The sequence below is a fragment of the Nostoc sp. ATCC 53789 genome, assembly GCF_009873495.1.
GTDB lineage: Bacteria > Cyanobacteriota > Cyanobacteriia > Cyanobacteriales > Nostocaceae > Nostoc > Nostoc muscorum_A.
Genome location: NZ_CP046703.1, coordinates 3,920,000 through 3,940,123, shown reverse-complemented (window position 1 = coordinate 3,940,123; position 20,124 = coordinate 3,920,000). Strand labels below are relative to the sequence as shown.

Below are 20,124 nucleotides of genomic sequence, written 5' to 3'. Positions count from 1 at the left end.
GTAAATAAAAATAATTATGAGAAGAGTTAGTAGTTAGTACAACTGACTACTGACAACTTATCATCAATGGTGATAATAAGCATCTACATTTTCCAGCCTACTTAATCCATGATGTTAAATGTTTCAAAAGTTAAAAAGGAGGATTGTAATAAGTTCGGTATGGTATTGCTGGAAGCCAGCAATATGATGATGAAGCCATGAGCAAAACCGTTGAAGTTTTACCGGATCAGCCGACGCTGGTTGCACGAGCGCTAGAATTAATTCTGTCTAAGTTAGAAACTGCTATTGAGCAGCGAGGGCGTTTTACCATCGCCTTATCTGGCGGCAGTACACCTAAACCGTTATACGAAGCGATCGCTACTCAAAAACTGCCTTGGGATAAAATTCATGTATTCTGGGGAGATGAGCGTTACGTACCACCAGATCACCCCGATAGCAATGAACTGATGACGCGTCGTGCATGGCTAGATCGTGTTGATATCCCAGCAGCTAACATTCACCCCGTACCAACTTTAGAAGCCAATCCAGAACTCGCGGCTGCAAAGTATGAACAACATCTCAAAGAATTTTTCAATTCTTCTGGGGTAGAATTTCCCGCATTGGATGTAGTATTACTAGGAATGGGTGACGATGCACATACTGCATCTTTGTTTCCCCACACAGAGGCACTCAAAGTACGCGATCGCCTGGTAACTGTGGGTAACAAAGACGGAAACCCCAGAATAAGTTTCACATACCCCTTCATCAACTCTGCTCTCAATGTGATTTTTCTGGTTGCTGGTGCTAATAAACGCCCAGCTTTGGCGCAAGTCTTTGCACCTGTCGCCGATGACTTCGCTTACCCATCCCGCTTAATTCGGCCCCAAGGTGAACTTTGGTGGCTCCTGGATGCGGCAGCAGGTTCGGAACTTCAACATTAAATTTGGGAATTGGGAATTGGGAAGAGGACTTGGGGACAAGGAGAATTGGGGACAAGGGGAAAGACTTGTTTCAAGTTCTCACTTCTTGTCCCCTTATCTCCTTGTCCCCTGCTCCCCTGCCCCCTGCTCCCTTTTCCGTATCAAATCGGCAGTAATTGCTAGAATCTAAAGCTAGGGCCGCCCTCTGCTTGCCAGTCCTACCTATATTTATGATGATCTTGAACAAAGGCTAAATATCGATGATCGTCTGCCCTAATTGCAATCATCCCAACCCTGATGGTGCTGTCCAATGCGAAGCTTGCTATACACCGTTGCCTGCGACTACTAACTGTCCTAGTTGTGGGGCAAGTGTGCAGGCAGATGCTGCATTCTGTGGCCAGTGTGGCTGTAACCTTCACTCCGCAGGAGTTCCACATGTTCATAGTGCGGTAGCTACAACAGTTACTCCCGATGTTCCTGTGGAAGTACCGCCGTTAGTTCCACCCGATCCACTGTTAGAACTTTTACAACCAGATGCTTTGGGAATGAGCGGTTCTACAAACTCTCATCCTCCCAGTTCATCTTTACCAGCAACAGAGGTGGCAGCTCCCCCAGTAGCTCCCCCAGAGGCAGCTGTTATAGAAAACAGCCCCCCAGAAGCAGAGCCAAGCGTCGCAGTACCCGTAGTTTCTGGACAAAGTATTCCTACTCCACCACCGTTGGAACCAGCGCCACCCTCTGAAGCGGAACTACCTCCACCAGCTGCACCAGCACCAACTGTAACCGTTGCCAGAACGCAATTGCAGCAGGTTATGGCGCGGTTAATCCACGTTCAAACCGATCGGCTAATTGAATTGCCGCAAAATCTCTCTGTGATTCATATCGGCAAGCCTAATGACCGGATTCCTCCAGATATAGACGTTTCAGGATTTCCCAATTCAGAAGTTGTCTCGCGGATTCATGCAGATATTCGTGTTGAGGGAGACGCTCACTATGTAGAAGATGTGGGAAGTTCTAATGGCACTTACATTAATAACTTGCCCCTTTTACCAGGGAATCGTCATCGATTGCGACCAGGCGATCGCATCAGTTTGGGTAAAGGAGACTTAATGACATTTCTGTTTCAACTTGCTTAACTGATTTTCCATTAATTGTGACATCAGTCTAAGCATGTTCTGCCCATCCTCCGGCATCTTTTTTGGAGGAGAAACAAATGCACCGCATCAGACAAGCGACGGATAACTATGTTGTTTTTGATAGCGCCATAGTTTATAGCCGTCGCTTCGATGTGCGAATTGTTGCATTGTCCAGCAACTCCACTACCTCAATAATTACACTAGGATGGATAAAATACACTGCCAATTTAAAATTTTGAATTTTCCAGAAAATCTAAAATCCAAAATAGAGTGACCTATGAGGGAACCAAGTAAAAATTCTGAACCCTTGCTCACCCAAGAAGCCCCGTCAGTTGTTGAGCGTATGGGGCTAACCTGGCTAATTGCAGCAGCGATCGCAACTGCTTTACTGTGGCAAGTACCAGGAGGTGATTATATCTTATACCCATTTACAATCCTGGCAACCTGGTTCCATGAAATGGGTCACGGTTTAATGGCACTCCTATTAGGGGGACAGTTTCAAAAATTACAGATTTTTAGCAATGGTTCCGGTGTTGCAACTTATGGCATTCGGTCGTCATTCGGGCCAATTGGCCCGGCAATGGTCGCAGCTGCCGGACCAATGGGACCGCCTCTTGCTGGTGCAGCTTTGATTCTGGCTTCCCGCAGTTTTAAAGCAGCTTCCCTAAGTTTGAAAATATTAGGGAGTTTTTTGCTATTTTCCACATTAATTTGGATACGTTCCTGGTTTGGATTAGTGGCAATTCCCTTGTTGGGTTTAATAATTTTGGGTATCGCCCTGAAAGCACCTCGTTGGGCGCAAGGGTTTGCCATTCAATTTCTGGGTGTACAAGCTTGTGTGAGTACGTACCATCAACTTGATTATCTATTTAGTAGTTCTGCTGGCCCCCTTGGACTCTCTGATACAGCGCAAATGCAGCGATATTTGCTTTTACCTTACTGGTTTTGGGGCGGGTTGATGGCGATCGCATCTCTGGTGATTTTAGTCCAAAGTCTCCGCGTTGCCTATCGTTCGGAGTAATGAGTAAGAAGCATCATGAAAAGGCAATTAAATCTTTAACTCAAAGAATTACTGAACATCAAGAAAAGATTAGACTGGAATCAGAGAAGAGTTTTCCTGACGAAGGTTTAATTAAGCATTAGGAAAAAGAGATTCGTGCTTTTGACAAGGCAATGCAACAAGCGCGTAAAAGATTGGGACAATAAATATGCAGATTAGCGATCGCCCTCTTGCAGTCATGAATTCAACCCTCAGTACCTTGATTGCTGAATTAGGTACAGAGTGTCTGAAAGTACAAGCATTAGTTAACCAGTTACAGTTAACTAGTTTAACTGCTAACCAACAAGCCGAAATTCTCGCAGAACTCCTAGCTGCTGCCGTTCATCTGCATACTCATTGTGACGAAGATTTTCAAACGCTAATTGTTGAGGAAATGGAAAATTTGCCTGATGAGGAGGATTGACTAGTGATTTTAGTCCAAAGTCTCCGCGTTGCCTATCGTTCAGAATTAATATACAAAATAGCGATCGCCAATCCTTACCTAAGCTGACGGTTGAGGGCGAATTTCATTAGCGCAAGGACGACCATTTTCAACATCAGCAATATTAGCAAAAGTTGTTTCTGCAATATTGTGAAGAGCTTCTGCTGTAAAAAAGGCTTGATGTCCGGTAATTAGTACATTAGGGAACATTGTCAGACGTTGGAAAATATCATCTTGAATAATTTCGCCAGATAAATCCTCAAAAAACAATTCCGATTCTTGTTCGTAGACATCGACACCGAGATAGCCAATCTTACCAGACTTCAATCCCTCAATCACTGCTTGGGTATCAATCAGCGCTCCCCGGCTAGTATTAATTAGCATTACGCCTGGCTTAATCTGTTCTATAGCCTCAGCGTTAATTAAGTGATGCGTTTCGGGAGTCAGGGGGCAATGTAAGGAAATAATATCAGAGTTGGCAAATAGCTCAGGTAGTTCTACATACTTTCCACCTAGCGCCTCCAATTCTGGATTGCGATAAACGTCATAAGCGAGTAGATTACAGCCAAAACCCTTCATAATCTGTCCTAAAATCAGACCAATTTTACCTGTGCCGACAATCCCCACTGTACGCTTATGCAAGTTAAATCCCAACAGTCCATCTAAGGAAAAATTGCTTTCTCGGACACGGTTATAAGCCCGATGAATTTTGCGATTCAGGCTTAAAATCAATCCTACGGCATGTTCTGCTACTCCATAAGGTGAGTAAGCGGGAACACGCACAACAGTAATTCCTAAATCTGCTGCGGCTTGTAAGTCTACATTGTTAAACCCAGCACACCGAAGGACAACCAGCTTAGTACCCCGTGAGGCGAGAAGTTTTAAAGTTGGGGCATCAACCTGATCGTGTACAAATACGCAAACCGCCGGAAATCCGGCGGCGAGGATAGCAGTATCCCGATTTAAACGGGGTTCAAAAAACGCTAATTCGTGTTGTGTGGGAGAATTTACAGTTGATAAAAACTGTCGATCATAGACTTTTGTACTGAAGACTGCTACTTTCATTCAAAACCTCAAGCTCTATGCTGCACGGTATCCGACTACATAATAGCTTGGCAGTTAGAAAAGCGATGTCTAAGACGGGCTATTCGCTATCGTATTTTTGAATATTGCCAGCTTTCAGAATTACAGTTAGCTAAAAAACCCCCTTAAGGGGGTTGGGATATCTCTTCCGTGTAAGTCTGAAACTAAAGTAAAAATTTAGAATTCAGATTGAAAAAGAATTCAGAATTCAGGAGTCAGAATCAATCGTTGGTGATTAAGATCCGCGACTGATTGTTCGCGCTTGCGTCTCGTAGAGAAGACCACCAAATTGAAAATTTGGTGGGGGTATTAAACCCGATTATTCAGACGCTCGCAGACTCGCTAACGCTGCGCTATCCGCTTTTTCGTTCAGAATTCAGAATGAATTCTGACTCCTGAATTCTGTTCGATAAATAATTAAGGTAGATTACTAACTTTTGGTTGCTCGAAGTAGCCATACATCACCCGCGAAACTTGACGAATAAAATCTCTAGCTCTAATGTCATTATTTGGTCTACGCACAAAAATTCCTGCTAAATAACGCTTACCTGATGGTGTTTCAATAATACCTGCATCACCCAATACAAATCGCAGAGTACCTGTTTTATGAGCAATATTTGCACCAGAACCTAAGCCAGATGGAAGCAATGCTCTATTATGACAACGAATCATAATACCTAAAACTTGGGATTGACTTCTATCAGAAATTAACTGATTATTTGTAACCAAAGCTGACAGTCTTACCAAGTCTTTAGCACTAGTTTTATTAGTTCCTTTAAAGTCTCCTAACATATTGTGAATCACAGTACTTTGCAATCCCCAACGGCGAAACTTTTGATTTAATTTAGATACACCACCTAAACGATCGATAATCATATTTGTAGCAGTGTTATCGCTAATAGTCATCATCTTGGTTGCAGTTTGCAAGAGACTCAGCTTAGTTCCCACTCGTTGATACTGCAAATCTCCAGAACCGCCAGTGACATGTTTCCGTCGCATCACCAAAGTTTCACCAAGTTTGATTCTCCCTGCATCTACTTCTTGAAACAATGCAATCAAAATCGGATACTTAATTGTGCTAGCAGCAGAAAATGCTTTATCACCATTAAAACTAAAATAATCACCTGTTTTTAAGTCCATAAAAAAGATTCCGGGAGTGAGGAATCTATAGCGAGCCATTAATGCTTTAATAGGAGTTTTTAGTTCTGATATCTCGCGTCCTAGAGGAACTACACCAGTAAATTTAGAACTATTTATTGGGTTGGCAGGATCGCCTAGAGGAACGGGAGGAATAAATTTAAGTTTTGGTAATTGTAAATCAGATTGATTTGCACTCCAGTCATTTACGTTGCCAAGTTGATTGGTGTTAGGATTTGCTTTTACTGGAGACGAAAATAAAAAAATACTTGTAAGGCTGAGTAATAACCAGCGTAGTTTCATGTAGTGCCGTAAGGATAGTGTTGGATTTATTTACAGAGATTTTCTCAAGAAGTTAATGAAATCCGGATTGATTGACATAGTAATCACTAAGGTATCCCATGTCAATAGATATGAAAAACAGATTTATTGGAAAATTGAAAATAAAATGTATGGTAAAAAAGCACAGGTATAATATGGAGAATATGCTTTTATCACATCAATTGATTATATTTTTATACAAATACTAAGAGATTATGATTGCAGTTTTAATTCTGCTAGCAATGATTTATACATACATAGCGCTCTGGATAAAAAAGCAATTGCTTCTATATAATTCATAATTATTAGTTCATGAGATAAAACTTGGATAATTAGTTATGATTTTTACACTTAGTAACTAGGGTATTAAAGGTTATTTATAAAGTGTAAAAATAAAATTACCGTAGTGGCGTGGCACAACTAAAATAGTACAGTCGAAAAAGAAATGGTATGACTATACTGGATCGGTGAAATAGTCTATGTAGTTTCACTAATGCCAATCGACCCACGCATCTGCTAGAGATTTGAAAGGTTTACTGTTATATAAGAAATGCTTGCCAGAGTCTGGAGTGCATCAATTGTGGGCATCGATGCCGTCAAAGTAGGGGTAGAAGTCGATGTCTCAGGGGGATTACCGGGAATTGTTGTCTTGGGACTGCCAGATTCAGCGATTCAAGAATCGAGAGAAAGAGTCAAAGCAACGCTGAAAAATGCAGGTTTCGCCTTTCCTATGCGGAAAATTGTGATCAATTTAACTCCGGCAGATTTACGCAAAGAAGGCCCCTGTTTCGATTTGCCTATTAGCGTGGGAATTTTGGCGGCTTCTGAGCAAGTTAGCGCTGATTTGTTGGGGGATTATCTATTCTTAGGTGAAGTGTCTCTAGATGGCAGCTTGCGTCCGGTGGCTGGTGTTTTACCGATCGCAGCAGCAGCCCAAAAAATGGGAATTGCAGGTTTAGTTATCCCTGCTGATAATGCCCAAGAAGCCGCAGTGGTTCAAGGCTTGGCTGTTTACGGCTGCAAACATCTGTCTGATGTGGTAGCTCTTTTAAATAATCCAGGGCGTTACAAACCTGTGCAAATGGATAGTACAGTAGACATAGCAACAGTATCTTACCCTGGCGCAGATTTGCATGATGTGAAAGGACAAGCTCATGCGCGTAGGGCTTTAGAAATTGCTGCTGCTGGTGGGCATAATTTAATTTTTGTCGGGCCGCCTGGTAGTGGGAAAACCATGTTAGCACGGCGCTTACCAGGAATTTTACCGCCCCTGAGTTTTGCTGAATCTTTAGAAGTGACTCGCATCCATTCGGTAGCTGGTTTATTGAAAAATCGCGGTTCGTTGGTACGCGATCGCCCTTTTCGCAGTCCCCACCACTCAGCATCCGGGCCTTCTCTGGTTGGTGGTGGTAGTTTCCCTCGTCCTGGCGAAATCTCATTATCTCACAGGGGTGTGTTGTTCCTGGACGAATTAACTGAGTTTAAACGTGATGTGCTGGAATTTCTCCGTCAGCCTTTAGAAGATGGCTACGTTACAATTTCTCGTACCAGACTATCGGTAACGTTTCCCGCGCAGTTTACTTTGGTGGCGAGTACCAATCCCTGTCCTTGCGGTTACTATGGCGATACCATCCAACAATGTACTTGTTCTCCCCGCCAACGCGAGCAATATTGGGCAAAACTTTCTGGCCCGTTGATGGATCGGATTGATTTACAAGTTGCGGTAAATCGCTTGAAACCAGAAGAAATTACCCAACAACCTACGGGAGAAACATCAAAATCAGTGCTACAACGAGTGCAACAAGCAAGCGATCGCGCCATTACCCGTTTCCAAGAAGAAGCAAATCTGCGTTGCAATGCTCAGATGCAAAGTCGTCATCTCCAAAAATGGTGCAAGCTAGATGATGCTAGTCGTAATTTATTAGAAGTAGCCATTAGAAAATTAGGTTTATCGGCAAGAGCTAGCGATCGCATTCTCAAAGTAGCACGCACTATTGCAGATTTAGCAGGAGACGATGAGCTAAAAACTAATCATGTGGCGGAAGCAATTCAATATCGCACAATCGACAGAATGCAGTAGTTGTCTTATGTGATAGCTTAACTCTGTTAAAGGTTAACGTAGATAGTTCGATAGTTCGTGCTACCAGCAGCTAGAACAGCCACTTAAAACGTAGGAGAAATTAACTGACCAATACGCTTGAGAATTTGCAAAACGGCGTATAGTTCTCTCGCGGATGTAAACGGAGCGAAGACTCTTGACAAATCGTACTGTGGTGTAGTTGTTTGCGTCACTTTGACAAATAAAATATCGTCTCCATTCGTCACCATCCCAAATACAGGTTTACTGGGGTTGGGGTTAGCCATCATATAAGCTAAGGCTTGCGGTACAGCCGCCCAAACTGACAGCGTGGTTTTTTTCGACTCTAACACCATCAACCACAACTGATCTTGTAACACTAAAACGTCAATTCGTCCGCGCAGTATTTCCTCGCCATCATCCAGCACTAATTCCACAGATGATTCAGCCTTAATTCTGAAAGGAGGATCGTAAAATCCAGAGAGTGCAAGTATTGGTGACACCAATAACAATATGACTGTCCCTTCTAGTAAATCACCTCCGGCACGGTGATAAAGATACCTACGCCGCACGACATCCACAGAGGCTTTTTCAGCTTCTGTAATTTCAGACAATCCCTCATACCACTCTGGGAAAAATTGCTCGTCTTCAACACGGACAAAACCGAATCGATTTTCTGCATCCTGAAGAGTGGTAATCGCTTCTGTAATTGCTGCCGTCTGTGTCATTGCTTTTAGATAACAGTTGCTTTGTTATGCCACTGCATTTTATATGCTGAGGCGATCGCAGTACCTATTACCTACCATAAAGCAAATTATAGATATTGCCGTCAACAAATTATCGACTCTACTAAATTCCTCCTCAAGAACGCTTTACAAACTCCCTTGGGAGGATGTCGCCACCCAGAGAATAAGTATCAAATATATCAGGAAGTAAGCGATATCCTCTTAGAAGGAGACTGGTTGGATGAATTTGCAGGCGATTTGGAAGTTATTCCAAGAGACATTCAAAGAATGGAGTGAGGATAAAGCCTCACGGTTAGCGGCGGCGTTGGCTTATTACACGATTTTTTCTATTGCACCGTTATTAATTATTGTAATTGCGATCGCAGGGGCAGTATTTGGAGAAGAAGCAGCAAGAGGTCAAATTGTCGGACAAATTCAAGGTTTAGTCGGCCCAGAAGGCGCAAAGTTTCTCGAATCAGCCATTCAGAATGCTAACCAACCAAAGACAGGAGCGATCGCTTCTATCATTAGTATCGTAGTTCTACTAGTGGGTGCTACAGGTTTATTTACCGAGTTGCAAGATGCCATGAACACGATTTGGGAAGTTAAACCCAAACCTGGACGCGGCGTAACTAACATCATTCGCCTACGAATTTTGTCCTTTGCAATGGTGATAGGTATTGGCTTTTTACTATTAGTTTCTCTAGTAATTAGTACAGTTTTGACAACATTAGTAACATACTTTAGCAATTTGTTACCAGGTGTTGATTTTCTCTGGCAACTTGTCAATTTTCTTCTCTCTTTTGCTATAACTACAGTCTTATTCGGACTAATTTTTAAAGTTTTACCAGATGTCAAAATTGCTTGGGGTGATGTTTTAGTAGGAGCTTCCCTCACTTCAGTTTTGTTCTCTATTGGAAGATTTTTATTAGGACAATATTTAGGTAATGGGAGTTTTGGCTCAACTTATGGTGCTGCTGGTTCGCTGGTGGTGATTTTAGCTTGGGTGAACTATGCGACGCAGATTCTTTTCTTCGGTGCTGAGTTTACCCAAGTTTATGCTAGAAGGTATGGAAAGGGCATAACCCCAACAAAACACGCCATTCCATTATCTGATAACACGGAATATAATGGCAAGGCTCCAACACGGCAATCGTCCACTAACAAAAAGCCACCTTCTAACTTGATTAATCGCTTATTCCAGTCTTTCAAAAAGCCCAAGCGATTAAAAAATAGAAGGAAAAATCAGCGATATTAATCCCTTAATAGTGGAATTATATGTTTATAACTCTGATAAATATTGAAGTATTTTAACCTCTAATAAAAATCAGTTTTATGAAATAAGATCGCAGATAAATAACCTGATACTGGATTTTTCCAGAAGTCTATTGAAAAAGGAAGAAAATCAGTGCTAATGGAAAAATGGTTTTTTATCGATTGGCAAGCAATCTTTGTTCCTAGCATCAGCGTAGTTGAGTTGATTATCCGTGGCTCACTAGTCTACTTAGCACTGTTCACGGTATTACGTTTCCTTCCTAGCCGACAGCTAGGAACACTAGGAATTACTGATTTACTTGTAGTTGTACTATTTGCTGAAGCTGCCCAAAATGCGATGGCAAGTAATTATACATCGATTACTGAAGGCGCTATCCTGGTAGGAACTGTGATTTTTTGGAGTTATTTATTGAACTGGTTAGGCTACAAAATACCTCAGTTCCAACGTTTTATGAATCAGCCACCGCTACTACTGGTAAAAAATGGTCGGATGATTCAGCGTCATTTGCAACGAGAGTTAATTACAGACGATGAGTTGATGAGCAAGTTACGTCAGCAAGGTGTAGAGTTTTTAGCCGATGTAAAGTTTGCATATATGGAGGCTGACGGTAGGATTAGCATTATCACCTTTGACTCAAAAACTAATTCCGTCCCTGAGCCAAAAACACCATTAAAAATTGATCTACATTAATTAGACTGTAAAATATGACGGTTGTATTCTGTGCCGAACTGTGATTGAGCGTTATACTTTGCCCGAAATGGCTAATCTGTGGAGTGAAACCTACAAACTAAAAACTTGGCTGCAAGTCGAGATTGCTGTTTGTGAGGCTCAAGCTGAACTAGGTTACATTCCATCTCAGGCGGTTGAGGAAATTAAGGCCAAGGCAGATTTTGACCCCAAGCGGGTGTTAGAAATTGAGGCTGTAGTCCGCCACGATGTCATCGCTTTTTTGACAAATGTCAATGAATATGTTGGGGAAGCCGGACGCTACATTCACCTGGGTTTAACCAGTTCGGATGTTTTGGATACAGCTTTAGCGCTGCAATTGGTTGCCAGCCTGGATCTATTATTGCAACGTTTGGAAGATTTGATTCAGGTAATTCGTGAAAAAGCACGGGAACACCGTCATACAGTCATGGCTGGCCGATCGCATGGTATTCACGCTGAACCGATTACTTTTGGTTTCAAGCTAGCTGGCTGGTTAGCAGAGGTGTTGCGACACCAAGAACGCTTGAGAATTCTCCGCCAAACCATTGCTGTGGGTAAGATTTCTGGTGCAGTGGGAACTTATGCCAATGTTGAACCGCGTGTAGAAGCGATCGCTTGCCAAAAACTCGGACTCCAACCCGATACGGCCTCAACACAAGTTATTTCCCGCGATCGCCACGCCGACTACGTGCAACAATTAGCTTTGGTAGCTGCATCCATCGAACGTTTTGCTGTAGAAATTCGCAATCTACAAAAAACAGACGTTCTGGAGGTTGAAGAATTCTTCGCCAAAGGTCAAAAAGGCTCCTCAGCCATGCCACACAAGCGTAATCCCATCCGTTCGGAACGGCTAACGGGAATGGCCCGACTGGTGAGAAGTCATGCTGGTGCAGCTTTGGAAAACGTTGCTCTCTGGCATGAGAGGGATATTTCCCACAGTTCTGTAGAACGGGTGATTTTACCAGATGCTTGTACTTTGACGCATTTTATGTTGTCAGAAATAACCGACTTGGTGAAAAACCTATTGGTCTATCCTGAAAATATGGAACGAAATCTCAACTGCTACGGCGGCGTTGTGTTCAGCCAAAAAGTGCTACTTGCCTTGATAGACAAGGGAAGCAGCCGCGAAGAAGCTTATGCGATCGTTCAAGAAAGCGCTCACGTCGCTTGGAACAAGCCAGGAGGCAATTTCCAGGACTTAATTAGCAAAGACCCTCGCGTTACTCAAAAGTTGTCCCCAGCAGAACTAGAAGTCTGTTTCGATCCTCAACAGCATCTCCAGCATTTAGAAGAAGTTTACCAACGACTGGGAATTTAGGATTAATTGACTTGTAGTGAGCGCTTAAGCGCTTACTACAAACTTTTAGACTCAAAAAATAAACAATAGCCGAAACCCTCGTTTTCAGGTCTTAATTTACCTGAAATACGCTGTATCAACCATTGAACCCACGTTAAAAAAGAATATAAAAATATCAAAAATATTTAGTCTTGCATTGCTGAAGGCTGGATGTTTGATGCTGGAATTATTCCTATAACTGGGTAGTATACATAACAAATAAGTAAGTATTTGTTAGTCCTACGAGTGCCTTAATGATTGAAATCCTAGCCACACTTTCTGCCTCTGCCGCAGCAGGAATGAGAATAGGCATACCTTTGCTAATTATTGGACTATTGCAGGGTAGTAACTTATGGTCACAAGTTCCAATTTTATCTCACATTTCCCCACCACTATTGTTAGGCTGCCTCACCTTTTGGTCTTTAGTTGAATTATTAGCCTCAAAAAAGCTATGGGGGCAAAGATTACTACAACTAATTCAGTTATTCATGTCTCCTATCGTAGGGGCAATTATGGGGTTAGCAGTCGCTAATGCCACAGCAACACCAAACTGGCTGATTGCCTGTATTGGAGGTTCCTTAGCTTTAGTACTCCAGCTAGTTCAAGTTGGTTGGTTCTATCGGTTACGTGGCTTACCCTTGTGGGTAGTCTTTCTTCAAGATACCTTGTGCATTGCTCTAGTACTTTTTGCCTTTGATGCTCCTTGGCAAGGAGGATTAATTGCTTTAATACTGCTCTGGTTTGCAGTTCGTAGCGCCAAGCAGTGGTATGACTGGTATCACAAGGGCAGAAGAGGGCATGGGGCATAGGGCATAGGGCATGGCTAACAATTGAGATGAGGAAATATGGGAAGTAGGAGAACTAAGGGGAGATTTGCACTAAGCTTTTCGCCTCTGCCCAATGCCCAATGCCCAATGCCCAATGCCCAATTCCCCATTCCCCTTACTGCAAAAGCCCAATCATGTGCAAGAAGCCGTGACCGGTAATTAGCTCGATGATTAAGGCAATAAAGCCCAACATGGCAATTCGACCATTCCAGACTTCAGCACTAGTTGTTAGACCCCATTCCCAACGCTCTTGGGGGTACATTTTCACCATTTTTTTCATTTGGGCAGCTTGCGAAAGCTTAAAACTGGGGTTTTTCAGCGCATCAATTACTAAGTCTGCAAGTGCATTAATAAATACTGGATGAGTATTAGGAGCAGGAACGCGGCGGAAGTTGTGAATTCCTGATTCTTCTGCGACTTCCCGATACTCAATATCAATTTCTTGCAGTGTCTCAATATGCTCTGAGACAAAACTGATAGGCACGACAACCAAATCTTTTACGCCTTGTGCGCCTAGTTCTTTGAGCGCATCTTCAGTATAGGGTTGGAGCCATTCTACTGGGCCGACACGACTTTGGTAAGCTAAAGTATGGGCATTGGGACGATTGAGAGTCTGCATAATCAGGGCAGTACATTCCTCAATTTCTTGTTGGTAAGGGTCGCCAGCCTCTTCAACGTAGCTTTTCGGAACGCCGTGAGCGCTGAAGAATATATGAACCTCGTCTGGATTAGGAAACTGCTCAAGTTCTTGGGCTATCAGTTCCGCCATTGCTTGGAGATAGCCTGGTTGTTTGTACCAAGAAGGAATAACGGTGTATTCAATGGGCTGAAGTTTTGGGTCTTCTTGCCAAAGTTTATCTAAAAGTCGAAAGCTGGAACCACTAGTACTGATAGAAAACTGGGGATATAGTGGTAATATCACCAGGTGTTCTATATTGTCTTGGGTAATCTGTGCGATCGCTTCTTCTGTATAGGGATGCCAATAACGCATTCCGACGTAGATATTGGCTTCTTGCCCTAAATAACCCAACTGTTCTTTTAAAGCTTCCCCTTGCGCTTCTGTGATCCGCCGCAATGGTGAACCACCACCGATTTGCTTATAATTTTCTTGAGATGTTCTGGTTCGCCGCGAGGCAATAAACCAGGCTAGGGGTTTTTGCAACCAGCGAAAAGGTAGGCGAATAATTTCTGGATCGGAAAATAGGTTATACAAAAACGGCCCGACATCTTCTAGCTTATCAGGGCCACCGAGATTGAGTAATAATACGCCTACACGACCCATAGCTGTTACTTTCCCCCAATCTTTTCAGATTTTTTACTAATGTTAACAATATATCTTTATTAAATAATAAAGCTTAATAGCAAGGAAATATGCAATGGCAACAATTTTAAGGGATTGGAGTTACCGCTATCAGTGGCTTTATGATAGTATCTCTCGTTTAGCAGCCTTAAGTGTAGGTGGTGAAGCCCGTTTTCGGCAACTTGCTTTGCAAGCCTTAACAATTCACTCAGATACTCAGGTTTTAGATTTATGTTGCGGTAGTGGTCAAACAACACAATTTTTAGTAAAACTTTCACAAAATGTAACAGGATTAGATGCTTCACCTAAGTCTTTGCAACGGGCGCGGCTAAATGTCCCGGAAGCGTCTTATGTCGAAGCTTTTGCCGAGGAGATGCCATTTACAGATAATCAGTTTGATGTGGTGCATATCAGCGTTGCCTTACATGAAATGCAGCCTCAGCAATTACGAAAAATTATTAATGAAGTTTATCGGGTGCTGAAGCCAGGAGGGGTATTTACGCTGGTGGATTTTCACGCTCCAACAAATCCGATATTGTGGCCTGGGATATCACTGTTTTTGTTGTTGTTTGAGACAGAAACAGCTTGGCAATTGTTAAAAACTGATTTGGCTGGATTGTTAACTGAGACTGGGTTTGATGTTAGTAAGCCAATTTTATATGCAGGTGGTAGTTTACAAGTTATACAGGCAAAGAAGTGAGATAGAACTAAGGCGAACGCTGTAGCTTTTTCTTAGAAGAAAGCTTCGCTCCCTAATAGGGATTTTGTTTTATTGCGATAATACTTCTGCAATTTAATTTGTCTGTATTGCTCGTTTCCATCCCTAATAGTTTGGGTTGCACAAGACCCTTGGGAATATGCTCCCTCAATTGTTCTGAATTTAGATGCACTGAAATAATTGAGCTTATGGAAATAATGTAGTGCGTCAACGCAGTGTAACGCACTATACAAATAAATTAACCCTTAAACTTCAACATTCAAAGTCCGCACCAAAAAAGCCCATTTATCTGCGGCTTCCTCGATAATTTTAGCAGTGGGTTTACCTGCACCATGTCCTGCCTTAGTCTCAATTCTAATTAAGACTGGCGCATCACCTGCGTGAGCTTCTTGCAAAGCGGCGGCAAATTTGAAACTATGAGCAGGGACAACGCGATCGTCATGATCGGCTGTGGTAATTAAGGTTGCTGGGTAAGCTGTATCTGGTTTGATGTTGTGGAGTGGCGAATAAGCATACAGCGCTGGAAACTCTTCTGAATTATCTGCTGAACCATATTCGGAAGTCCAAGCCCAACCGATGGTAAATTTGTGGAACCGCAACATATCCATCACGCCGACGGCGGGTATTGCTGCACCAAACAAATCGGGGCGCTGTGTCATGCAAGCACCTACCAATAAGCCACCATTACTACCACCTGCGATCGCTAGCTTCTGTGTCTTAGTATATTTATTAGCAATCAACCACTCAGCTGCACCAATAAAGTCATCAAAGACATTCTGCTTTTTATCCTTCATTCCTGCTTGATGCCATTCTTCACCGTATTCTCCACCGCCGCGTATATTGGGCATAGCATAGATACCACCCATCTCCATCCACACCAACAGACTCACAGAAAAGCCAGGTGTCATTGAGGCATTAAAACCACCATAAGCATAGAGATAAGTGGGGTTATTTCCATCTAATTTAATGCCCTTTTTGTGGGTAATAAACATGGGTACTCTAGTACCATCTTTGCTCTGATAAAAAACCTGTTTTGTCTCATAATCGTTAGGATTAAAATCTACCTCTGGCTGACGAAAAACAGTGCTTTTCCCAGTGATCATATCGTAGCGATAGATGGTTCCTGGTGTGGTAAAGCTGGTGTAACTATAAAAAGTTTCGGTATCATGACGTTTTCCTCCAAAACCTCCGGCTGAACCGAGTCCAGGTAATTCTACCTCACGAACAAACCCGCCTTTTAGGTCAAATATTTTAATTTGGCTATGAGCATCTTTGAGGTAATCAGCAACAAATTGGTTATTGAGTATGCCTACACTTTCTAATGTTTCTGCTGATTGAGGAATGATTTCGCGCCAGTTTTCCGACGCAGGGTTTTGAGTGTCAATTGCAATAACTCTTCCCCGTGGTGCATTTAAATCTGTGCGAAAATAAAAGACGCGATCATCATTGTCGATAAAGCTGTAATCTGCCTCAAACTGGTTAATTAATTCTACGACTTCAGCATTATGGTTAGTTAAATCTTTGAAGAAAACTAAATTTTTGGAGTCAGTACCCAGCCAAATAGAAATTATTAGATAATCTCCATCTTCAGTAACACCACCACCAAAACCCCATTCTTTTTGGTCAGGACGATGATAAATTAGTACATCTTCTGATTGAGGGTTGCCTAGTTGATGATAGTAGAGCTTTTGATAATAGTTAACATCTTCTAATTGAGTTTTTTCATTCGGCTCGTCGTAGCGGCTGTAGAAGAAACCTTGATTATTATGTGTCCACGATGCACCAGAAAATTTAATCCATTTCAGATGGTCTTGTAGGTCTTCACCAGTTTCAACATCGCGTACTTTCCACTCTTGCCAATCAGAACCAGAGGTGGATAGACCATAAGCTAAAAGTTTCCCATCCTCGCTAATAGACAATCCTGAAAGGGCAACAGTGCCATCTTCTGAGAGTTGATTGGGATCGAGTAAAACTTTGGGTTTATCTTCGAGAGTTTTGAGAGTGTAGAGGACACTTTGGTTTTGCAGCCCATCATTTTTAAAATAAAAGTAGCGTTCGGTGGAACCGTCTTGTAGAGATTTGCCTTCTTTAAAAGGGATACCATATTTTTCATAATCCCAAAGTTTGGTAAGGCGCTGTTTAATTTTTTCTCTGGCAGGAATTTCACTCAAATAGCCAAAGGTAATTTGATTTTGTGCCTCAATCCAAGCCCTTGTTTCTTCAGAGTCAGGATCTTCTAACCAACGATAAGAATCTGCGACTAAAGTACCGTGGTAGTTATCGACTTGATTGCTTTTCTGGCTGGATGGGTAGGTGATAGATTTTTTAGATGAAGGCATAATCTTAGGTTGAAGTGCTTCTTTACATACTACAAAGATAGACCTAAGACGTGGGGCATACATTGACCAAATCTGCGGAAAATTCTAATCGGAAAGGGTAACAGCCAGGTTACTACTCAGCAGCAAGCAGCCCTGTTAGGATTTGAATCAGTAAGAAAAAACTATAATTTGCTTACCTACTCATACCAATTCTGTATGAAGATGCGCTAAACCATAACTAAAAGAAAGAAAAACGAACCGCAAAGGACGCATACTCCTACGGAGAAGCAAGCTACGCGCAGCGTCTCGTTAGAGAAGGACACAAAGAAAGAAGTTAAAAAGGTTTGGCGCAGCCTCACAAAGAAATGGTATTAAACCAACAGGACTTACGCAAAATAATGAAAAAACGAACCACAGAGGGCGCAGAGGACACGGAGAAATAAGAGTTTCAGAGAGTTCTTGCGTAAGTCCTAACCAAAAATTCCAGAGGTATCGTTACAGCTTTTCTTTTCTTACTCTCACAAAGACGAAACTCTACGGGATGAATTATTAAGCAATACTCCCACGCTTTCTGGCTTCTTTGTAGGAAGTTCCGACATTTTTTAAACCAGCTTTAATCATTTGTTGTTCTAGGAGGGCAAAGAAACGCGCTCTATCGCCACCTTTTACCACTGCTTGATTATGCGCTTCGGCGATCGCAACTGGATAGCCATATCCTTTTTGTACTTGTGCCAGCATCAGCCCCAATGCTTGATCTAACATGGTTGCATTCTCCGCTACCCATGCCGGAACTTCGATTCGGGCAATTTCAGTGCCAACGTGGACATAGCAAAAATAAATGGTTTGATCGCCGTAGAGTTCGAGAATCGGAGAATTACTCCGCCAAAGGGTACTACGTTGTCCTGGTTTGAGTCTGGTTGCCCAAACAGAAGTATCTCGCAACTGTTCAAAAATTTTACAAGGTACTTTTTCTAGCTGATTTGGGCAATGACTTTTACAGTCTGGCACTGGATGAGGACAAGCCAACAATCGTAAAAAGTTCATTGTTTCGATGCTGCGAGAGGCGCTAAGATAACCCATCAGGGGAATTTGAGCATCACGCATTTGCTGCCAAGCTTCCAAGATGGGGGGTAAAATGCGATCGCGTGCATCTATCGGTAATTGTTCTAAAAACCAGTAAATTAACGAACCATCTACCATCGCCAATGCTGGTGCTTCCCCTTTAGCTGCACATGCAAGTTCTGCTAAAACCGTTGTTTCTGATGCAGTGCGGCGGAAACTCATCCATTCCTCGGTTCTAATTCCCCACTGCCGAGACATATATAAGTCTTCTGGGCGGTAAAATACTTCTGGCAAACTATCGAGTAGCGGATGGCGGTTTTGTCCGTAGTGTAAGACGACTCTGCCAATATTTAGGAGATAACAGTAAGCAATTTCGTGATGGTTGGGGGCAATTTGGGAACCATCGGTAGCAATTACAGTATGAATTTTTGGCGGAACTGCAATATCGATGCAGGTTTCTAGCGGCTCAATTGGGGTAGCATTAGCAAAGAGAATGCGATCGCGCCATTTTTCCTGGCGATCAATTAAATCTTGTTGAGACTCATAAGCATTTTTTAGATGTTGTTGCGCCAATTCTAAACGTTGCCGACTGGCAGCAGCTTCTAAGGTAAGATGCTGGCTTAAACCCTGCATTTGTCGCGCCAGTTTTGTTAGATCAAGCATAAAGGTAAGTTATAAGTTAGGAGTTAGTAGTCTAATTTCTTATTATTTACGTACATCTTTTAAATTTTTCGCTTTGTTGATATTCCGTCTTGGAATAAATTTCCACGTTAATAACTAAAGTTGTTTGAAGAGGAATCAGTAAATAATTTTAGTCCACTTGAGTGGACTTGAGCTATGAGCCAGAAACTTAAGTTCCTGGCGGGATATTGGTAAGGTCAACAATATACTTAAAGCCAAGCAGAGAAATCTCTGGCAAAGTGAGACAGTGATAACAACCGAATCCGGTCATCATTTTGGGCAGCTTCCCTTTCTGCTTGAGTATTATAACCCCAGTCTGCAAGGAACAGTTTTACATCTTCAAGGTCTGTTTGCTGTTGTACTAACTGCAATGTCTTGAGTCTATCTTCAACAAACCAGAGACTAAGTGGCTGGTTTTCTACTTGCTGCTTCAATCCTCGCAGAATTTCGTATTTGGGACGCTTGACTTCTTTGCCATAAATTGATGATGTCGGTAAGTTAACTCCTTCTTGTTGCAGCAACTGCTGTACAAAACGTCCTTCTTTAGTTGTCACAATGTATAGCTTAACTCCACTGTCAAGAGTTAATTTGAGCTTTTCTATTACACCCGGATAAAATCTATGCAGACTTAGCCAACCGTTTAAATCTGTAGTAATCCATTCATCACGTTGATTATCTAGTTTCGCAGCAATTTCTCTTGCTTGTAACTTGTCATTTAACAAAAGTTGTGGGGCGATGCTTAACCATTCATGAAGAATTTTTTCATCAGGAATTCCATCTACTAGCGCTTTGATTAAAACGGGCATTTCCCAACCCGTCTCAATTACGGGGCGCAGGCGATAGAATCTCAAAGCTAAATCATCTGCTGGTGTGTCATTAACTGGCGACCAAATTTCACAGTAGGTACGCCACGCTACCTCAAAATATTCAATTAGTCCGTCGCAAATCACTCCATCAAAGTCCAGGGCTAAAATCGTGGGACTACTTGCGGTCATTGTTTTGAGGATGAAACTGCTGTTGTCAGCTTACCCGACAAATT

At 42.3% G+C, this 20,124-nt stretch carries 20 protein-coding genes; 13 read left to right on the top strand and 7 right to left on the bottom strand.

The window, feature by feature from the left end; all coding sequences use genetic code 11:
- Window positions 1-197 precede the first annotated feature (197 nt).
- The 6 genes from pgl to GJB62_RS16225 all read left to right on the top strand — a co-directional run bounded on the left by pgl (window position 198) and on the right by GJB62_RS16225 (window position 3,498).
- Window positions 198-920, top strand: a complete 723-nt coding sequence (gene pgl, locus GJB62_RS16250) for a 6-phosphogluconolactonase (protein WP_114083022.1) — start codon at window positions 198-200, stop codon at window positions 918-920.
- 239 nt (window positions 921-1,159) lie between these two features.
- Complete coding sequence (locus tag GJB62_RS16245) at window positions 1,160-2,035, top strand: FHA domain-containing protein (RefSeq protein ID WP_114083023.1); 876 nt, start codon at window positions 1,160-1,162, stop codon at window positions 2,033-2,035.
- 77 nt (window positions 2,036-2,112) lie between these two features.
- A complete protein-coding gene (locus tag GJB62_RS16240; RefSeq protein WP_159402523.1) occupies window positions 2,113-2,274 on the top strand; it encodes a hypothetical protein in 162 nt (53 codons plus the stop codon).
- Between the two features lie 38 nt (window positions 2,275-2,312).
- A complete protein-coding gene (locus GJB62_RS16235; protein WP_114083024.1) occupies window positions 2,313-3,056 on the top strand; it encodes a M50 family metallopeptidase in 744 nt (247 codons plus the stop codon).
- On the top strand, window positions 3,056-3,178 hold the full coding sequence (locus GJB62_RS38020; protein ID WP_258551454.1) for a hypothetical protein: 123 nt from the start codon (window positions 3,056-3,058) through the stop codon (window positions 3,176-3,178). Before GJB62_RS16235 ends, GJB62_RS38020 begins: the two co-directional genes overlap by 1 nt.
- A gap of 65 nt (window positions 3,179-3,243) precedes the next feature.
- The gene (locus GJB62_RS16225) at window positions 3,244-3,498 is read left to right on the top strand and encodes a hypothetical protein (RefSeq protein ID WP_114083025.1); all 255 of its coding nucleotides are present in this window, start codon (window positions 3,244-3,246) and stop codon (window positions 3,496-3,498) included.
- A 78-nt stretch (window positions 3,499-3,576) separates the two neighbouring features.
- On the opposite strand, the gene GJB62_RS16220 is transcribed toward GJB62_RS16225, so the two are convergent.
- Entirely contained in the window at window positions 3,577-4,581 is a 1,005-nt protein-coding gene (locus GJB62_RS16220; RefSeq protein ID WP_114083026.1) for a 2-hydroxyacid dehydrogenase, read from the bottom strand.
- A 435-nt stretch (window positions 4,582-5,016) separates the two neighbouring features.
- Window positions 5,017-6,039: a serine hydrolase gene (locus GJB62_RS16215; protein ID WP_114083027.1), complete on the bottom strand. Its 1,023-nt coding sequence runs from the start codon at window positions 6,037-6,039 to the stop codon at window positions 5,017-5,019.
- 568 nt (window positions 6,040-6,607) lie between these two features.
- Here GJB62_RS16215 and GJB62_RS16210 point away from each other — a divergent pair.
- A complete protein-coding gene (locus GJB62_RS16210) occupies window positions 6,608-8,137 on the top strand; it encodes a YifB family Mg chelatase-like AAA ATPase (protein ID WP_114083028.1) in 1,530 nt (509 codons plus the stop codon).
- Window positions 8,138-8,220: 83 nt separating this feature from the next.
- On the opposite strand, the gene GJB62_RS16205 is transcribed toward GJB62_RS16210, so the two are convergent.
- Window positions 8,221-8,862 (bottom strand): type I restriction endonuclease, encoded by a 642-nt coding sequence (locus GJB62_RS16205; RefSeq protein ID WP_114083029.1) that lies wholly within the window; start codon window positions 8,860-8,862, stop codon window positions 8,221-8,223.
- A gap of 21 nt (window positions 8,863-8,883) precedes the next feature.
- Between GJB62_RS16205 and GJB62_RS16200 the strand changes: the two genes are divergently transcribed.
- From GJB62_RS16200 to GJB62_RS16180, 5 genes are all read left to right on the top strand, one after another.
- Complete coding sequence (locus GJB62_RS16200) at window positions 8,884-9,156, top strand: hypothetical protein (RefSeq protein ID WP_147262526.1); 273 nt, start codon at window positions 8,884-8,886, stop codon at window positions 9,154-9,156.
- Window positions 9,101-10,117, top strand: coding sequence for a YihY/virulence factor BrkB family protein (locus GJB62_RS16195; RefSeq protein ID WP_114083030.1), 1,017 nt, complete (start codon window positions 9,101-9,103; stop codon window positions 10,115-10,117). Before GJB62_RS16200 ends, GJB62_RS16195 begins: the two co-directional genes overlap by 56 nt.
- Window positions 10,118-10,273: 156 nt before the next feature.
- On the top strand, window positions 10,274-10,825 hold the full coding sequence (locus GJB62_RS16190; RefSeq protein WP_114083031.1) for a DUF421 domain-containing protein: 552 nt from the start codon (window positions 10,274-10,276) through the stop codon (window positions 10,823-10,825).
- A gap of 40 nt (window positions 10,826-10,865) precedes the next feature.
- The gene (purB, locus tag GJB62_RS16185; protein WP_114083032.1) at window positions 10,866-12,161 is read left to right on the top strand and encodes an adenylosuccinate lyase; all 1,296 of its coding nucleotides are present in this window, start codon (window positions 10,866-10,868) and stop codon (window positions 12,159-12,161) included.
- Window positions 12,162-12,433: 272 nt separating this feature from the next.
- Window positions 12,434-12,988, top strand: coding sequence for a DUF4126 domain-containing protein (locus GJB62_RS16180; RefSeq protein WP_114083033.1), 555 nt, complete (start codon window positions 12,434-12,436; stop codon window positions 12,986-12,988).
- A 133-nt stretch (window positions 12,989-13,121) separates the two neighbouring features.
- Here GJB62_RS16180 and hemH read toward each other — a convergent pair whose 3' ends face one another.
- Entirely contained in the window at window positions 13,122-14,288 is a 1,167-nt protein-coding gene (hemH, locus tag GJB62_RS16175; protein WP_114083034.1) for a ferrochelatase, read from the bottom strand.
- A gap of 94 nt (window positions 14,289-14,382) precedes the next feature.
- Between hemH and GJB62_RS16170 the strand changes: the two genes are divergently transcribed.
- Complete coding sequence (locus GJB62_RS16170) at window positions 14,383-15,006, top strand: methyltransferase domain-containing protein (RefSeq protein WP_114083035.1); 624 nt, start codon at window positions 14,383-14,385, stop codon at window positions 15,004-15,006.
- A gap of 263 nt (window positions 15,007-15,269) precedes the next feature.
- Here GJB62_RS16170 and GJB62_RS16165 read toward each other — a convergent pair whose 3' ends face one another.
- The 3 genes from GJB62_RS16165 to GJB62_RS16155 all read right to left on the bottom strand — a co-directional run bounded on the left by GJB62_RS16165 (window position 15,270) and on the right by GJB62_RS16155 (window position 20,080).
- Window positions 15,270-17,363, bottom strand: coding sequence for a prolyl oligopeptidase family serine peptidase (locus GJB62_RS16165; RefSeq protein WP_114083078.1), 2,094 nt, complete (start codon window positions 17,361-17,363; stop codon window positions 15,270-15,272).
- A gap of 528 nt (window positions 17,364-17,891) precedes the next feature.
- Window positions 17,892-19,067, bottom strand: a complete 1,176-nt coding sequence (locus GJB62_RS16160; RefSeq protein WP_114083036.1) for a DNA double-strand break repair nuclease NurA — start codon at window positions 19,065-19,067, stop codon at window positions 17,892-17,894.
- A 227-nt stretch (window positions 19,068-19,294) separates the two neighbouring features.
- Entirely contained in the window at window positions 19,295-20,080 is a 786-nt protein-coding gene (locus GJB62_RS16155) for an HAD family hydrolase (protein WP_114083037.1), read from the bottom strand.
- Between the last annotated feature and the right edge of the window lie 44 nt (window positions 20,081-20,124).

What these genes read in the sequence shown, in the direction of transcription:
- GJB62_RS16180 (WP_114083033.1), top strand. Translation starts at nt 12,434, where the DNA reads ATGATTGAAATCCTAGCCACACTTTCTGCCTCTGCCGCAGCAGGAATG.
- GJB62_RS16215 (WP_114083027.1), bottom strand. Translation starts at nt 6,039, where the DNA reads ATGAAACTACGCTGGTTATTACTCAGCCTTACAAGTATTTTTTTATTT.
- GJB62_RS38020 (WP_258551454.1), top strand. Translation starts at nt 3,056, where the DNA reads ATGAGTAAGAAGCATCATGAAAAGGCAATTAAATCTTTAACTCAAAGA.
- GJB62_RS16195 (WP_114083030.1), top strand. Translation starts at nt 9,101, where the DNA reads ATGAATTTGCAGGCGATTTGGAAGTTATTCCAAGAGACATTCAAAGAA.
- GJB62_RS16170 (WP_114083035.1), top strand. Translation starts at nt 14,383, where the DNA reads ATGGCAACAATTTTAAGGGATTGGAGTTACCGCTATCAGTGGCTTTAT.
- GJB62_RS16160 (WP_114083036.1), bottom strand. Translation starts at nt 19,067, where the DNA reads ATGCTTGATCTAACAAAACTGGCGCGACAAATGCAGGGTTTAAGCCAG.
- hemH (WP_114083034.1), bottom strand. Translation starts at nt 14,288, where the DNA reads ATGGGTCGTGTAGGCGTATTATTACTCAATCTCGGTGGCCCTGATAAG.
- GJB62_RS16225 (WP_114083025.1), top strand. Translation starts at nt 3,244, where the DNA reads ATGCAGATTAGCGATCGCCCTCTTGCAGTCATGAATTCAACCCTCAGT.
- GJB62_RS16165 (WP_114083078.1), bottom strand. Translation starts at nt 17,363, where the DNA reads ATGCCTTCATCTAAAAAATCTATCACCTACCCATCCAGCCAGAAAAGC.
- GJB62_RS16210 (WP_114083028.1), top strand. Translation starts at nt 6,608, where the DNA reads ATGCTTGCCAGAGTCTGGAGTGCATCAATTGTGGGCATCGATGCCGTC.
- pgl (WP_114083022.1), top strand. Translation starts at nt 198, where the DNA reads ATGAGCAAAACCGTTGAAGTTTTACCGGATCAGCCGACGCTGGTTGCA.
- GJB62_RS16205 (WP_114083029.1), bottom strand. Translation starts at nt 8,862, where the DNA reads ATGACACAGACGGCAGCAATTACAGAAGCGATTACCACTCTTCAGGAT.
- GJB62_RS16240 (WP_159402523.1), top strand. Translation starts at nt 2,113, where the DNA reads ATGCACCGCATCAGACAAGCGACGGATAACTATGTTGTTTTTGATAGC.
- GJB62_RS16190 (WP_114083031.1), top strand. Translation starts at nt 10,274, where the DNA reads ATGGAAAAATGGTTTTTTATCGATTGGCAAGCAATCTTTGTTCCTAGC.
- GJB62_RS16245 (WP_114083023.1), top strand. Translation starts at nt 1,160, where the DNA reads ATGATCGTCTGCCCTAATTGCAATCATCCCAACCCTGATGGTGCTGTC.
- GJB62_RS16235 (WP_114083024.1), top strand. Translation starts at nt 2,313, where the DNA reads ATGAGGGAACCAAGTAAAAATTCTGAACCCTTGCTCACCCAAGAAGCC.
- GJB62_RS16220 (WP_114083026.1), bottom strand. Translation starts at nt 4,581, where the DNA reads ATGAAAGTAGCAGTCTTCAGTACAAAAGTCTATGATCGACAGTTTTTA.
- GJB62_RS16155 (WP_114083037.1), bottom strand. Translation starts at nt 20,080, where the DNA reads ATGACCGCAAGTAGTCCCACGATTTTAGCCCTGGACTTTGATGGAGTG.